Raw genomic sequence first — 15,372 nt, 5'->3', positions numbered from 1 at the left:
AGTAAAAAAATAAGGAGGACGTTCTATGGAGTGGAAAGGGCGAAGAAAGAGTGAAAATGTCGAAGATCGTCGCGGTAAAAGTCCAGCAGTAATTGGTGGAGGACTTGGAGGCATCGGTATTATAATCGTTATTATTTATACCCTTCTGGGTGGTAATCCGAGTGATATTTTAGGAGGAACAGACCCGACACAAGTAAAAACAGAAACAGCTTCCAATTATAAACCAACAGCTGAAGAAGAAGAAATTGCAGATTTTGTCCAAGTGATTTTGGCAGATACTGAAGATGTTTGGGCATCTGTTTTTACAGAAAATAATCTTGAGTATAAAAATCCAACATTGGTTTTATATACTAACTCAGTTTCTTCGGCCTGTGGTAACGCAACAGCAGCTGTAGGTCCATTCTACTGCCCAGGCGATCAAAAATTGTATATAGATCTAAGTTTTTATGATGAATTGCGCACGCAGTATAAGGCACCAGGTGATTTTGCTATGGCATATGTGGTAGCACATGAAGTAGGGCATCATGTGCAAACATTGCTCGGAACATCACAAAAAGTAAATAATCAACGTAATAAAATTTCACAAAAAGCGTATAATGATCTATCAGTACGTTTAGAATTACAGGCGGATTACTATGCGGGAGTATTTGCAAAACATGTTCAAGGAGAGGGTTATTTAGATCGTGGTGATTTCCAAGAAGCACTCACAGCCGCTCAAGCAATCGGCGATGATACTTTACAGAAAAAGGCACAAGGATATGCTGTACCAGATTCTTTTACACATGGTACATCTAAGCAACGAATGACCTGGCTTGAAAAGGGATATGAATACGGCGATATTCAACATGGCGATACATTCAAAGCAAGTAACCTATAATTCATTTTCAATTCGGAATATAGGTTTTTATCACTTTTTGGTGTATAATGTGACAGTAAATAATTAGGCAATAAACTGGTTGAATTACTGTGATTTGAACACTGATTTATACTAAGTGACCTAATATCGAAAGAGAGTGAACTCACATGGGACGTAAGTGGAATAATATTAAAGAGAAAAAAGCTTCAAAAGATTCAGCAGCAAGTCGTATCAACGCAAAATTTGGTCGCGAAATTTATGTAGCGGCAAAATCTGGCGATCCTAGTCCGGAATCAAATGGTGCACTTAAAATCGTATTAGAGCGTGCTAAAACATATAGTGTTCCAAAACACATCGTAGATCGTGCAATAGAAAAAGCAAAAGGTAATACGGATGAAGTATTTGAAGAGTTACGCTATGAAGGCTTTGGTCCAAATGGTTCTATGGTGATTGTAGATGCTCTAACAAATAATGTAAACCGTACAGCTGCAGAGGTTCGTTCTGCATTCGGGAAAAATGGTGGGAATATGGGCGTAAGTGGATCGGTAGCCTATATGTTCGATCGTACTGCAGTTTTTGGTATCGAAGGAAAATCAGCTGAGGATGTCTTAGAGTTACTAATTATGGCTGATGTAGATGTTCGTGATGTTTTCGAGGAAGAAGAAACGACGATGATTTATGCAGAGCCAACTGAATTTTCAGCAGTTCAAGAAGCATTAAAAGCAGAAGGAATTGAAGAATTTACAGTAGCAGAAATTGCTATGCTTGCTCAAAATGAGTTACCTTTAGATACAGAATCTCAAGAGCAATTCGAAAAAATGATTGATGCACTTGAGGAACTAGAAGATGTTCAGCAAGTATATCACAATGTAGAATTGGCTTAATTGTCAACAAATCAAAGGCGTACAGGCGAAGTGATTTCGTATTGTACGCCTTTTTTATAACACTATAATAAAGCGGATTAATGGAACGTAAACATCTCCTTATCGTTCTAGTTAGTAACGATAAGGAGGTTCATATATATGAGGTGGTTAATAAAAATGATACTAGTACTCATGATTATTTTTGGTGGTTTTTGGTTTGGTATGGGGTATCTAATTGATAGAGGCCAAAAGCCGGTAGCGGATGGTAGCGCAAAATACGCTATCGTATTAGGTGCAAAAATTAAAGCAAATGGCGTACCATCACAAGCCTTAAAAAATCGTTTGGATGCAGCCTATAATTACGCAAAAAAATATCCACAAGTGCAACTCATTTTATCTGGAGGACAAGGTGCCGATGAAAATGAAAGCGAAGCGGTAGCAATGCGCAATTATTTGCTGGCTAGAGGGATGGATGAACAGCGTTTAATACTGGAGGATCAATCTACATCGACCTATGAAAATATAAAATTTTCTATGGCGAAAATGTTGGAACCTCAACAAAAAACAACGATTATTTCTAATGACTTTCATTTAGCGAGAGGCAAAATGATCGCAAATTATTTTGGTATGGATGCAGATGTTGTTTCTGCAAAAACACCAACAACAATTGCCTTTAAAGCAGGAGTACGTGAACGCTTAGGGCTTATCGCCCAAAAAATCACATTGTGGAAATGACAAAAAAAGACAGGGCCAATCGATGAATAATCTATCATCAAGGCATCTGTCTTTTTAGGGTGCTGCGGCTTATTTTTCTAGATATTCGGTAATTTGTTTACGGTATTTAGCTAAAGTAGATGATGATACTTCATAGTATTCAGCCACATCTTTTACTTTAGATAAGCCACCTTCAGGAATAGTTGCAGTTGCTTGACCCGCAAGGATCGCACTGGCAGCTACAGTTTCAGGTTTTTTGGCTTTCACTGTTTCTTCCGCTAGGAATGCAGCAAGTTTTGTCGTGAAAGTAGATGCTTCTAAATTATATTCTTTGATATATTTAGCCGTAAGTTCGATTACTAAATCTTCAAAAGTAGATGCTTCATCTTGCATAGCAACGGCTACGATTTGTTCATCAGTAGTTGACGCTACTTCAACTGTTGGAGCATCTTCCACAACGATTGCTGAATCATGATTCGCTAAAGAAAACTCTTTGTAAAGTTCAAATGTATCTGTTACACCAGCTTGTAACTTAGCAAGTAATGCATCTTTCACTTTTACATCAGCTTTAGGGATGAATAGTGAAGAACTCTTCACAATCATGCCGTGATCGCCTAAACGTGAATCGGGCATCGCGATACCGAATAACCATTCACCAGGTACAGAACCTTCGGTGTTATGGATTGTGAATAGTTCACCCGACACTTCATCTTTTAATGTAATCGATGTGTCATCAGTACTTTCAACATGTGCAAGTAAGTAGCGTGGGTTTGCCCAGTGAGAAATAATATCCTGCACCTGTTGACGCATTGTCGTTTCACTTTGTTCAGTGATAAAAGTATGCCAGTGTTCTGGTTCAGCAATATAAACATTTGCCTCAATATTAATTGCATTTATTAAAAAGTCAGGGAACACTGACGATAATTCTGTGCGCAATTGTTGATAACTTTGAGTTAATTTGTAATTTGCTGCTGGGTTTACTTCTTGGATGAATTTACGCTCAATACGATTTAATTCAGCATTTACTAGTTGGATAATGTCGGTGTTAGCAGTGTTACCATGGCATTTTTTGTACTTTTTGCCACTACCGCACGGACATGGATCATTACGACCTATCATTTGTATTGCACCTCGCTTAAAAAATTAGACATAAAAATAGATTAGCATAAAACGCGACAAATTATAAGCTCTGACGTTCGGTTTTTCATATTTAGGCATAATATTAGTATAGATAATTGCAATTTTTATCGAAATATTCAATAATAAAGAAAACTATTTCGAATTTCGAAAAATTAGAATTGAGGGAAAATATATGATAACTTTTGAAGAATATCAATATTCAAGACCAGATATTGCAGAAATAAAGGAAGATATGAATGCCCTGCTTGAAAAATTCACTACTGCGGACACAGTAGAACAACAAAGTGAATGCATCGATGATATTAATGCTATTCGTAATCGTTATTCTACGATGGAGAATTTAGTTTATATACGCGCATCAGTTGATACGAATGATACATATTACCAAGAAGAACGTGACTTTTTAGATGAACAAGGTCCGATTATGCAAGAACTAGTAACAGAATATTATAAAGTATTAAATGCTTCTGTATTCCGTCAAGCACATGAAGAAAAGTATGGTAGTCAATTGTTCAGTCTTGCTGAATATCAAGTGAAAGGTTTTTCTTCTGACACAATTGAATTGTTACAAAAAGAAAATAAACGATCATCTGAGTATTCGAAATTAGTAGCATCAGCAGAAATTAATTTCCGAGGTGACGTATATACTTTGGCACAATTAGGGCCATTCACGGAGTCTAAGGATCGTGCGATACGTAAAGAAGCAACTGAAGCACGTTCAAATTTCTTTGCAGAACATGAAGATGAATTTGACCGCATATATGATGAACTTGTAAAAATTCGTCATGAAATTGCTGTGACAATGGGCTATAAAAATTATGTGGAGCTAGGGTATATCCATATGAACCGTGTAGATTATAATGCGGAAATGGTGAAAGGTTATCGCGATCAAATTAAAAAGTATGTCGTACCATATGCCAATGAATTACGTCAACGCCAAGCGAAGCGCATCGGTGTTGACAAGTTGAAGTTTTATGATGAAGGCTTCACATATGCTACGGGCAATCCTGTACCAAAAGGAGATGCCGAGTGGATTGTGGCTCAAGGCGCGCAAATGTATAAAGAATTGTCACCTCAAACAAATGAATTTTTCCAATTCATGCAAGACCGTAATTTGATGGACTTGGTCGCGAAAAAAGGCAAAGAGGGTGGCGGGTACTGTACGTTTATTGAAGATTATAACTCACCGTTCATCTTTTCGAACTTCAATGGCACATCAGGTGATATCGATGTTTTAACGCATGAAGCAGGGCACGCATTCCAAGTATATTCTAGCCGTAATTTAGGAATCCCAGAATATTTATGGCCAACATATGAGTCTGCAGAAATTCATTCAATGAGTATGGAGTTTTTCACATGGCCTTGGATGGAATTATTTTTCAAAGAAGATACTGAAAAATATAAATTCTCACATTTAGAAAGTGGTCTATTATTTTTACCATATGGCGTGGCTGTTGATGAATTCCAACATATTGTCTATGAAAACCCAAATTTTACTCCAGCAGAGCGTAAAGCAGCATGGAAATCAATCGAAGAAAAATATTTGCCACACCGTGATTATGATGGTCATGAATATTTGGAAGCGGGTGGTTTTTGGCAACGTCAGGCGCATATTTATGCGAGTCCATTCTATTATATTGACTATACATTAGCGCAGGTTTGTGCGTTCCAATTTTGGAAGCGTTCAAGAGAAAATCATGAAGCTGCTTGGAAAGATTACGTCCACCTTTGTTCACTAGGCGGTTCCATGTCATTTACAAAATTAGTATCAGAAGCCCATTTAATCTCACCATTTGAGGAAGGTTGCTTAGATGAAGTAATCGTATCCATTCGTGAGTACTTAGATTCGGTTGAAGACGATCAATTATAAAACAGAAGAGCCTGGGACAGAACAAAAATAGCCTGTCTCCCATACGAATAATCAAATCAATTAAACGCGCAGTGACGAGGCGTTTGAAGCCATGTCCGCGGAAAGCATTTTTCGCAGCGAAAATGGATTGAAATGAATAATCCCATATGATTTCGAAAAATCATATGGGATTTTCTCTGTTGAAAATACGTTTGTCTCAGGCTTTTTTTTTTGGAAATAAGAATCAGAAGCCCAGTTCATATTTTCTTATTGAAAGCCGATGTCGTATACTTTTATATATGAAAAGAAAGGAAGTGAGTGTTCTTGACGAAAAAGGTATGGTTCCAATCTGCAGTAGGTATACTCTTGCTCTTATTAATCATTAAATACTTTTTGGAAATTAAACATATATTCTATCCAATAGTCGTTTTACTAAGTGCGATATTCACCCCCCTATTAATTGGCGGTGTCTTGTTTTATATAACAGAACCCTTACAAAAATTTTTAGAAAAACGAAAATTTCCTCGTTGGGCAAGTATATTAACAATTTTAGTGTTACTAATTGGTATTGTAGCAGGATTTGTGTCTTTTATTTGGCCAATGATATCCACACAGTTAAATAATTTTATTCAAGCTTTACCCTCTTTAATGAATGAATTATCAAAAGGAACAAGATATATTATTGAACAACGTGAAAACTTACCATCCCAGGTTCAAGATGCAATTGAAACGGCGATCAATTCGATTAAAGATTATGCCATACTGACAAGTAAATTCCTTGTAGATGTTATTGCGACCATTGTATCATGGGCATTCGTTTTAATATTAATACCATTTTTCTTTATCTATATGTTAAAAGATCATGAGAAATTTGCTCCTCGTATTTATGGCTTATTTAGTGGTCAACGTAAAGAATGGGTAGCTAAAACTTTAAAAGAAGTAAATGATGTGTTAAAAAACTATATTCAAGGTCAGATGCTGATCAGTTTAATTTTGGCAACAATTATGTACATCGGTTACCTTATCATCGGATTAGAGTTTGCACTCCTCCTCGTGATTTTTGCATTCTTTATGAATATTATTCCGTTTATCGGTCCATGGATTGCCTTCATTCCAGCTCTAATCATCGGTTTATTAAATGATCCAATACAGGCTTTTTGGGTCTGTGTAGTCACATTAGTTGCGCAACAAACAGATAGTAATTTCATCACACCAAATGTGATGGGTAAAACATTAGATATTCATCCACTGACAGTGATTACAATTATTTTAGCGGGTGGTAATATAGCTGGGTTCCTTGGTATCTTGCTAGGAGTACCATTCTATGCAGTTGTAAAAGTGATTGTGAAAAATATTTATGAACGTCGCATAGAAATTAGGCAAGCGGCGACAAAAGAGATATAATAATCTCTTGCTAACATCGAACCTTATATAAAATTTGTACAATTGTTGCAAACAAAATATCGGGAAATGTTATACTAAAATGAACCGATAAGAAGGAGTCTATTATGCTAACATTTGAACAAAAGAAAGAAATTATAGGTCGTTTTTCTGAGCTAACTGAAAAATCGATTTCAATGAACCGCCTAAACTATCATTTTGAAGGTAGTAAATATGACAAAAAAATTGTTGTAGAAAAATTACATCCGAATGGAAATGGCTTTGTCTATGTAGGCGATTTACTTGCTTATAAATCAGATGAACGTGGATTATTTAATATTCGTGACGTAACCGAACAACAATTGTTAGAAGTTATTGAGGATTCAATCATGTATTTAACAGAAGTAGATGAACCTAAAGAAGAAGTGAAAATTGAAGAAAGCTGGAGAAATGCGAGCCATGATCAATTGCTATTAGTGCAAGAAGATGAATATTGGAACGTTTATCACGGCTTCAATTTAGAAGAGAGCTTTGGCACAAAAGAAGATGCTGAACAATACTTGATTGATGAAGGTTTCAAAGAAGCTAAATAGTATAGAAGAACAAGAGGTGCAATGCGAATGTCTGGTAAAAAAGTTGCCGTAATAATTGTTGCTCTAACTTTCATTGCAGTCGGGTGCGTGTATATTGCACTTCAACTGTTCCTGTCCTCTATTAGTTAAAATAGTATGCCGCCAACTGATGTCTAGTTGTCGGTATTTTTTTATTGCACGCATCAATTAGTACAAGGGTCTTTCATTGACCTTATGTATATATTCTATTATAATTATCTTGAATTCGAGATAAAATCGGGGGTAGATACGAATGGAAAGTGTTTTTATAAAAGGTTTAGATGAACATGTCCCAACTTTATTATTATTACATGGTACGGGTGGTAACGAAAAAGATTTATTGGGTCTCGGAAGACAATTAGATGCACAAGCTAATTTACTTGGTGTACGTGGTAGTGAAACCGAAAATGGAATGCCTCGTTTCTTCAAACGATTAGGGATGGGTGTTTTCGATTTAGATAATTTATCAATGCGTACGAAAGAGCTAGCAGCCTTCATCGATGAGGCAGCGCGTGAGTATGACTTTGATCGCGATAATATAATCGTGGTTGGTTATTCGAATGGTGCAAATATTGCAGCGAATTTATTCTTTGAAATAGGTAAGATTGTCAAAGGAGCTATTTTACACCATCCGATGATCCCAAGAACAGATGTCGACATGCCTGATTTAAATGGTCTACAAGTGTGGATTGGTGCTGGTCAAAATGATCAAATGTGTCCGATTGAACAATCGACAGGTTTAAAAGACTATTTAGAGCAAGCAGGTGCAGAGGTTGATATGTACTGGCATGACCATGGTCATCAATTGACGGCCGATGAAGTAAATGCTGCTAAAAAATGGTATGACACAACAATGAAATAATTAGGGAACGAGCAACGAATTCTTGTTGCTTGTTTTTTTGTCTACATATTTGAGTATTCACGTCGAACTAATACTAAGGAAGAGGTGACAATCATGCATGAAATAAATCATGTACAGACGCAATTTACAATGCTCAATCACCAGGTGAACAAGCAATCGGCTGATGCACAGAAATGCTCAAAGGATGTAGAAAAAAAGTATATGCCTAAAAAAACAATATCACCTTTGAATTATTCACAAGCTGATATCAAAAATAGCGAAGCACCTAAAACAAAGGCAGATCAGCATAAGCTGAAGATGCAAGAAGTATTAGACGGTGTTGAGAAGAAACAAACGGCAAAAAATAATGCAACAAACTATCGCTTTATGTTAGCGAAATCAAGCTATTGGTAACTATGAAAATAAATAAGCCTACAAAGCGATTAGGTTTCAATCGTTTGTAGGCTTATTTTTATTTATTCTTTTTAGAGAATGGTAACCACCAGTTCCAGTCACCAAAAAGTTTCATAAGGCTTGGTACGAGTAATAGACGAATGATTGTCGCATCAATCGCTATAGCAATCGCTATACCGACACCTATCTGTTTAACAGGTAAAACATCCGTAAAGGCGAAAGAACCCGTTAAAACGATCATGATGAGCGCTGCGGATGTAATAATCTTACTCGTCTGCGTCAGACCGTCAATTGTTGCTTTTGTATTGTTATGTTCTTTTAAATATTCTTCTTGAATACGAGAGATGAGGAATACTTCGTAATCCATACTTAATCCAAATACGAGACAGAATGTAATAACAGGAATAATTAAGACAATGGTACCTGCTTCTAGACCAAAATGTCCGTATTGGAAAATATAGACGAGCAAACCAAATGCAGCAGATAGACCAAGAATATTCATTAAGATGGCCTTAATTGGGATGACAATAGATTTGAAAGCAATCATTAAAATAATGAATGTTGATAGGATGATAATGGTTAAAGCAAGGACGATATTATCCGATATTTCATCGAAAATCTCTTGGTTGAATTTTGGAGCGCCCGCAAGTTGGAAATCATCTGATGACCAATCACGTGCCCATTGTTGAGCTGCAGAGGAATCACCTTCTACATTTAAAGTAATTGGGATGAAAAGTTGCTCATCTTTAATGAATGCATCCTGTGTTTTCGTCAATGCAGGTTTGAGCTGTGGAACGGTCATCGCTTGTTGCCAATCAGCAACGCTATCGATATCGCTTGCTGTAAAGATTGTCGCTACATCTTTGACGAGCGAATCATCTTGTAATTTTTTTTGCAGTTTACTAATTTCTTTCAAAGCGGCTGTAGAATGCCATCCATCTGGTCGTTCAACAAGAGCATAAACAGAGGAAGTTTTACCTAAATCAAATTCTTGATCAAGCTTCTCATAGGCACTGCGAGCATCAAAAGATTTTGGCAACGCATCAATTTGAGGGATTGTTAATTTAATATCCTTAATAGGAATCATCATCGCCCCTAAAATAATCAAAGCAGTAATGACAATCAATACAGGACGTTTCATAACAGCTGTAGCAAAAGCATGCCAACGAGATGTCGCAGTCGGTTTTACACGAATGATTGTCCACTTGTTCAAACCATCACCAAGAACCATTAGAACGGCTGGTGATAGCGTTAGACCAGTCAAGACAGCTATGAAGACCACAATTGAACCGCCTAGCGCGATATTTTGGAATAATTCAACGCCAATTACACTCATTGCACCAAGACCAATCATGACGCAAACTGCCGAGAAAATTATTGATTTGCCGGCTGTTTTAATTGCGATATGAATGGCATTTTCAATGCTATTTGTTAGACGTTCTTCACGATAACGATTAATAAACAGCAATGAAAAATCAATGCTTAATGCGAGTCCAAGCATCGGGATAATATTTAAGACATAAATAGACAACGAAACATAATCACCGATGAGAACCATGATGAAAAAGGTAGTGATAATCGTTGCAACACCAATAAGTATCGGTAAAATAGCAGCCACTACTGTGCCAAATGCTAGCAATAGTACGATGATGGCAATTGGTAAACCAATCATCTCCGCTTGGACAAGATCGGATTGACTTGCGACATTCATATCTTTTGAAATAACAGGTTGTCCTGTATAGCTAACGGATGGATCTTTTTTTGTTAATGCGCGTAAATTATCAACAATTGGATTTAAATCTTCATCAGTATCATTAAAATTAAGTACGGCATACGATAATTTTTTACTATGTTGCTGAGGTAATTCAATAGGTGATTGAATTGTATCAATTTCAGTTATATTCTTTTTAATTGATTGCAAGGTCTTTTTAATTGCATCATCCGATTTATTCTCGAAGACGACAAGTATAGAATGAGCGGGTACATCGAAGTTTTTATTCACTTCTTTCATAACAGCAGCATGTTGTCCATCTACTTCAAAACCATCACCTTGTAGTTGGGAAGGGAGTTTAAGTGCGAAAAACGAACCGATTACGATGATGATTAACCAGAGAGCAATAATGATTTTTGCATGTTTCGTAATGAATTGTGCATAGCGAGTCATGGTGGAGCCACCTTTCCTTTATCTTACTTCTATAAGTGTACGCAAATAGCTCACTAATTACTATTATTTCTGTGAAAAAGCACAAAAAATCTCCTCAAATTAAAATGTTTCGCACAGCAAGCTGTAGATCTAAAACATTTTAGTTGGAGGAGATCAGTGCGTTCTATTTTATAAATAGTTTGAAAATTGTAAAGATGAGTGCGCCCATTGCTGCGGAAATCGGTAATGTAATAATCCAAGTAATTACGATACTACGAGCAACGCCCCATTTCACACCTTTCACATTTTGTGCTGCACCTACACCCATGATAGAGGATGAGATGACATGTGTTGTTGAGACAGGTAAGTGTATTTGAGTAGCACCAAAAATGATAATAGCAGAAGAAAGATCGGCTGCTACGCCATTAACAGGTCTGATTTTCATAATCTTACCGCCGACTGTTTTAATAATTTTATAGCCACCAATTGAAGTACCAAGACCCATAGCAGTTGCTGCTGCAATACGAACCCACATTGGGATGCCAGCATCAGCAGTTAAATAACCGCCAGCAATCATGGCCATAGCAATAATACCCATTGATTTTTGTGCATCATTTGTCCCGTGCGCAAAAGATTGCACAGCAGCTGTCACGATTTGCACACGTCTAAACCCTTTGTTTGAACGATATAAATTCATGTTCTTAAATAAAACTTTAAATAGTGACATCATGAGGAATCCAAGGATTATAGCCATGAATGGTGACATGATTAACGCTTTTAAAATTTTACCGAACCCTTCGCCATTTATAGCGCTAAATCCACTTGCGACAAGGGCAGCACCCACTAGGGAACCAATCAATGCATGCGATGAACTAGATGGTATACCAAAATACCAGGTAGCTAAATTCCATATAATAGCTGAAACTAATGCGGCTAAGATAATGATTACACCATAGCTACCATCAAGAGCGATCGGATTAACAATATCTCTTGCAATAGCGGTTGCGACACCTGTGAAGGTAATCGCACCGATAAAGTTCATGATAGCAGCCATCGTAACGGCTACCTTAGGTGGTAAGGCTCTAGTGGATACAGCGGTTGCAATTGCGTTGGCTGTATCATGGAAGCCATTTATAAAATCAAAAGTTAACGCAGTAATTACGACTAATATCGTTAATAATAATACAGTATCCATCTTTACTTACAGCTCCTATGCATTTCGCATGATTATTGTGTCCATTGTATTCGCGACGTTTTGACAGTAATCAGCAACTTCTTCAAGTTGCTCGTATATATCCTTAAATTGGATAATGCGAATGGGATCTTTTTCATGTAAGAATAACTGCTTGATTGATGTGCGTAGTACTTCGTCACATTTACGTTCATAATCTTTGATTAGAATCGCATGATCGCGCATATCAAGTAGCTTTTTATTCAATAAATGCTTCATAGCGGCAACGATTTCATCTGTACTAAGTGTAATGAATTTTAAGAAATCACGCATATAGTCATCTACTTCAGTAAGAGAGAACATTTCGAAATGAGCGATACAACCTTCGATCCCATCAATAATATCATCCATACGAACAGCTAACTCTAAAATATCTTCACGTTCGATTGGCGTCATGAATGATTTGTTTAACATTTGAATCAATTCATGAATTAATTTGTCACCATCTGTTTCATATTTTTTCAATGTTACGCTAAGCTCTTTTAAGTCAGCGATGCTTGTAATTTTAAAATCCTGTGCATAATGTGCGGACTTGTTAATATTTTCAGCAATCTTGTGTAGTGCTGCAAAGAACGGGTCTTCTTTTTTTGAGCTAAACATGTGAATCCTCCTATTTATATACATCGATCTGTTATTTCAAACGCACCATTAATAATAGCAAATTCATGTCAAATACAGTACAAAAAGAATGCTCAAATAAATGAAAATTTACAATGCTGTAATATAAGAAAATAGGTGATTCTCAATTAAAGAGAAAAATGACTTTTATAATAGGAAATAATCAGGGCGTTCTTATGGAGTGGAATTTCTGTGTAAAGTTTGTTATACCAGTGGTTTATCGCTGTTTTTAAGCAAGAAAAGCAAGACTCATTTTTCTAGTTTAAAAGGTCTACTAAATAGTACGGAATTATGTCGAAAAATAATATTTATTCATTAAAAATAAAGATACGTGGACGTTTTCGTTCATCTATATTTAGTATGTGGAATACGGTTTTTTATGCTGAAAGAACTAGTTAATGGGTGTAGTTTCCATATTTATTAATTTCCAAATAAATGAAGGTAATTGAGAATAGAAAAGCTGTCACAAAATTTTAAAAATCTGTCGAAAAAACCTTTTCGATGAGGTGTTTTGTCTGATTTGAAGCACAATGAAAGACAAGTTATTCAGAAAACGATATGATAGAGCCGTAAGAAATGAAAAACTTTTTTAAATAATGAAACGGAGATGACTGTCTTGGAATACCGTATTGAACATGATTCTATGGGTGAAATAAAAGTACCAGCAACTAGTAAATGGGGAGCTCAAACACAACGTAGTACGCAAAATTTCCGCATTGGTTCGGATGTGATGCCAATCGATTTTATTCATGCTTATGCAATCTTGAAAAAATCTGTCGCAACTGTCTGTGTTGAGCTGGGTACATTATCATCAATAAAGGCTGATGCAATCGCTCACGCTGCAGATCAAATCGTAGCAGGCGAGTGGGATGATCAATTTCCTCTAGTCATTTATCAAACAGGTTCAGGTACGCAAACAAACATGAATGTTAACGAAGTAATTGCTCATCTTGGTAACGAATACCTTGAAGCACAAGGTTCTGAAGAGCGCCTTCATCCAAATGATGACGTTAACAAATCTCAATCTTCAAATGACTCATTCCCCACAGCAATGCATATTGCAACTTCAATTGCTGTAGAGAGAAATCTGCTGCCAGCTTTGGAGCAAATTAAAGCAACTTTACAAGCAAAATCGCAAGAATTTATGCACTTAATTAAAATTGGCCGTACACATCTACAAGATGCAACACCAATTACGCTTGGCCAAGAAATTAGTGGCTGGTTATACATGATTGAAGCTTCTGAAAAAATGATTAAAGAAGCAGCGTTAAATATGCGAGAATTAGCTATTGGTGGTACAGCTGTAGGTACTGGTTTAAATACACCAGATGGTTTTGATGCTAAAGTTGTAGCTGAAATTTCAAAAGAGACTGGATTAGCATTTATTCCTTCTCCAAATAAATTTCATGCTCTAACTTCTCATGATCAAATCACAACAACACATGGCGCAATGAAAGCTTTAGCAGCCGATTTAATGAAAATCGCTAACGATGTTCGCTGGTTGGCTTCAGGTCCTCGCTCTGGTTTTGGTGAGATTTCTATTCCAGAAAATGAGCCAGGTTCTTCTATCATGCCAGGTAAAGTAAATCCAACACAATGTGAAGCGGTGACTATGGTTGCTGTACAAGTGATGGGAAATGACGTGACAATTGGTTTTGCAGCATCACAAGGTAATTTTGAACTGAATGTTTTCAAACCCGTTATTTTACACAATTTTATGCAATCGACAACATTATTAGCGGATGTAATTCGTAGCTTTGATGAACATTGTCTAGTGGGGATTACCGCAAATGAAGACAAACTAGAACATTTCTTAAATAACTCATTAATGCTTGTGACAGCATTAAACCCACATATTGGTTATGAAAATGCAGCATCAATTGCAAAAAATGCCCATAAAAAAGGATTAACGCTTAAGCAATCAGCACTTGAATCAGGTCTTCTTACAGAAGAACAATTCAATGAATGGGTTGTTCCAAGTAAAATGATCAAATAGTAATAAAATACGAAGAGCCTGAGACAAACGTATTTTTAACAGAGAAAATCCCGTATGATTTTTTGAAATCATATGGGATTTTTTATTTCAATCCATGTCCGCTGCGAAAAACGCTTTCCGCGGATATGGCTTCAAACGCCTCGTCACTGCGCTTCTGTGGGGTTTTCAGCTCATGCTATTCCCGCAGGAGTCGTTTCCTGCGCGTTCAATTGATTGGATGATTCGTATGGGAGACAGACTATTTTTGTTCTGTCTCAGGCTCTTTTCGTGTTACATATTAAAAACGTTCGTGAAGAAAAAACAGGCATCTGAAAAAGGGGATGTGCTGAAACTTCATGAACGTTTTTAACAACGAAATCAAGTACGTACCTATCAATTTTTGAAAAAAGTTATACACATTATAGAAAAAGGGTAGGGGAATTTACAGTATAAACACTACGTGGACATGAAAGTAGCCGCTTTTTTTTCGAATGAAGAATACGGACTGTGGATAACTATTATCTCGAAAAGTTGTGGATAACTAATTTTTAACAATCAAAAAAAGAGCTATCTTTGTGGGAGGGCACTGAAAAAGTCCACTTATGCACAGATAAGCGAGGACAGGAACGAAATTCGTTCCTGTCCTCGCTTTTCCTCGTAGCCGTTGATTCCGTTCCGGCGGACGCTTTTCGCGGGCACGGCTCCAGCCTTCTCCCTCGCTTCGCTCAGTCCGGGTG

13 protein-coding genes are annotated in these 15,372 nt (G+C 36.7%); 9 read left to right on the top strand and 4 right to left on the bottom strand.

Features of this window, described 5'->3' with window-relative positions; genetic code table 11:
* Positions 1 to 25: 25 nt before the first annotated feature.
* The 3 genes from ypfJ (at position 26) to DEX24_RS09860 (ending at position 2,454) form a co-directional block, all read left to right on the top strand.
* Positions 26 to 877, top strand: coding sequence for a KPN_02809 family neutral zinc metallopeptidase (gene ypfJ / locus DEX24_RS09870; protein WP_109306270.1), 852 nt, complete (start codon positions 26 to 28; stop codon positions 875 to 877).
* A 146-nt stretch (positions 878 to 1,023) separates the two neighbouring features.
* Positions 1,024 to 1,740 (top strand): YebC/PmpR family DNA-binding transcriptional regulator, encoded by a 717-nt coding sequence (locus tag DEX24_RS09865; RefSeq protein WP_109306269.1) that lies wholly within the window; start codon positions 1,024 to 1,026, stop codon positions 1,738 to 1,740.
* A gap of 138 nt (positions 1,741 to 1,878) precedes the next feature.
* A complete protein-coding gene (locus tag DEX24_RS09860; RefSeq protein ID WP_109306268.1) occupies positions 1,879 to 2,454 on the top strand; it encodes a YdcF family protein in 576 nt (191 codons plus the stop codon).
* Positions 2,455 to 2,523: 69 nt separating this feature from the next.
* On the opposite strand, the gene DEX24_RS09855 is transcribed toward DEX24_RS09860, so the two are convergent.
* Complete coding sequence (locus DEX24_RS09855; RefSeq protein WP_109306267.1) at positions 2,524 to 3,552, bottom strand: YecA family protein; 1,029 nt, start codon at positions 3,550 to 3,552, stop codon at positions 2,524 to 2,526.
* Between the two features lie 193 nt (positions 3,553 to 3,745).
* Between DEX24_RS09855 and DEX24_RS09850 the strand changes: the two genes are divergently transcribed.
* The 5 genes from DEX24_RS09850 (at position 3,746) to DEX24_RS09830 (ending at position 8,668) form a co-directional block, all read left to right on the top strand.
* The gene (locus DEX24_RS09850) at positions 3,746 to 5,443 is read left to right on the top strand and encodes a M3 family oligoendopeptidase (protein ID WP_109306266.1); all 1,698 of its coding nucleotides are present in this window, start codon (positions 3,746 to 3,748) and stop codon (positions 5,441 to 5,443) included.
* Between the two features lie 303 nt (positions 5,444 to 5,746).
* On the top strand, positions 5,747 to 6,826 hold the full coding sequence (locus DEX24_RS09845) for an AI-2E family transporter (protein ID WP_109306265.1): 1,080 nt from the start codon (positions 5,747 to 5,749) through the stop codon (positions 6,824 to 6,826).
* A 104-nt stretch (positions 6,827 to 6,930) separates the two neighbouring features.
* Complete coding sequence (locus tag DEX24_RS09840) at positions 6,931 to 7,395, top strand: hypothetical protein (protein ID WP_109306264.1); 465 nt, start codon at positions 6,931 to 6,933, stop codon at positions 7,393 to 7,395.
* Between the two features lie 271 nt (positions 7,396 to 7,666).
* The gene (locus DEX24_RS09835) at positions 7,667 to 8,275 is read left to right on the top strand and encodes an alpha/beta hydrolase (protein WP_109306263.1); all 609 of its coding nucleotides are present in this window, start codon (positions 7,667 to 7,669) and stop codon (positions 8,273 to 8,275) included.
* 93 nt (positions 8,276 to 8,368) lie between these two features.
* Positions 8,369 to 8,668 carry a hypothetical protein gene (locus DEX24_RS09830; RefSeq protein ID WP_109306262.1) on the top strand — a complete coding sequence of 100 codons (300 nt, stop codon included), beginning with the start codon at positions 8,369 to 8,371 and terminating at the stop codon, positions 8,666 to 8,668.
* A gap of 58 nt (positions 8,669 to 8,726) precedes the next feature.
* On the opposite strand, the gene DEX24_RS09825 is transcribed toward DEX24_RS09830, so the two are convergent.
* The 3 genes from DEX24_RS09825 to DEX24_RS09815 all read right to left on the bottom strand — a co-directional run bounded on the left by DEX24_RS09825 (position 8,727) and on the right by DEX24_RS09815 (position 12,642).
* On the bottom strand, positions 8,727 to 10,832 hold the full coding sequence (locus DEX24_RS09825; protein WP_109306261.1) for an MMPL family transporter: 2,106 nt from the start codon (positions 10,830 to 10,832) through the stop codon (positions 8,727 to 8,729).
* Between the two features lie 163 nt (positions 10,833 to 10,995).
* Positions 10,996 to 12,006, bottom strand: coding sequence for an inorganic phosphate transporter (locus DEX24_RS09820; RefSeq protein WP_109306260.1), 1,011 nt, complete (start codon positions 12,004 to 12,006; stop codon positions 10,996 to 10,998).
* A 15-nt stretch (positions 12,007 to 12,021) separates the two neighbouring features.
* On the bottom strand, positions 12,022 to 12,642 hold the full coding sequence (locus DEX24_RS09815) for a DUF47 domain-containing protein (protein ID WP_109306259.1): 621 nt from the start codon (positions 12,640 to 12,642) through the stop codon (positions 12,022 to 12,024).
* A gap of 634 nt (positions 12,643 to 13,276) precedes the next feature.
* On the opposite strand from DEX24_RS09815, the gene fumC reads away from it, so the two are divergent.
* Entirely contained in the window at positions 13,277 to 14,656 is a 1,380-nt protein-coding gene (gene fumC / locus DEX24_RS09810) for a class II fumarate hydratase (protein ID WP_109306258.1), read from the top strand.
* Positions 14,657 to 15,372 lie beyond the last annotated feature (716 nt).

This window comes from Kurthia sibirica, assembly GCF_003143975.1.
Classification (GTDB): Bacteria; Bacillota; Bacilli; order Bacillales_A; family Planococcaceae; genus Kurthia; species Kurthia sibirica.
Note: the sequence above shows the minus strand (reverse complement) of the source record. Positions and strands in the feature narration are given on the sequence as shown.

Bases quoted from the DNA above. Each gene is read 5' to 3' on its own strand.
- DEX24_RS09860 (WP_109306268.1), top strand. From the start codon at position 1,879: ATGAGGTGGTTAATAAAAATGATACTAGTACTCATGATTATTTTTGGT.
- ypfJ (WP_109306270.1), top strand. From the start codon at position 26: ATGGAGTGGAAAGGGCGAAGAAAGAGTGAAAATGTCGAAGATCGTCGC.
- DEX24_RS09815 (WP_109306259.1), bottom strand. From the start codon at position 12,642: ATGTTTAGCTCAAAAAAAGAAGACCCGTTCTTTGCAGCACTACACAAG.
- DEX24_RS09835 (WP_109306263.1), top strand. From the start codon at position 7,667: ATGGAAAGTGTTTTTATAAAAGGTTTAGATGAACATGTCCCAACTTTA.
- DEX24_RS09840 (WP_109306264.1), top strand. From the start codon at position 6,931: ATGCTAACATTTGAACAAAAGAAAGAAATTATAGGTCGTTTTTCTGAG.
- DEX24_RS09825 (WP_109306261.1), bottom strand. From the start codon at position 10,832: ATGACTCGCTATGCACAATTCATTACGAAACATGCAAAAATCATTATT.
- DEX24_RS09855 (WP_109306267.1), bottom strand. From the start codon at position 3,552: ATGATAGGTCGTAATGATCCATGTCCGTGCGGTAGTGGCAAAAAGTAC.
- DEX24_RS09850 (WP_109306266.1), top strand. From the start codon at position 3,746: ATGATAACTTTTGAAGAATATCAATATTCAAGACCAGATATTGCAGAA.
- DEX24_RS09820 (WP_109306260.1), bottom strand. From the start codon at position 12,006: ATGGATACTGTATTATTATTAACGATATTAGTCGTAATTACTGCGTTA.
- DEX24_RS09865 (WP_109306269.1), top strand. From the start codon at position 1,024: ATGGGACGTAAGTGGAATAATATTAAAGAGAAAAAAGCTTCAAAAGAT.
- DEX24_RS09830 (WP_109306262.1), top strand. From the start codon at position 8,369: ATGCATGAAATAAATCATGTACAGACGCAATTTACAATGCTCAATCAC.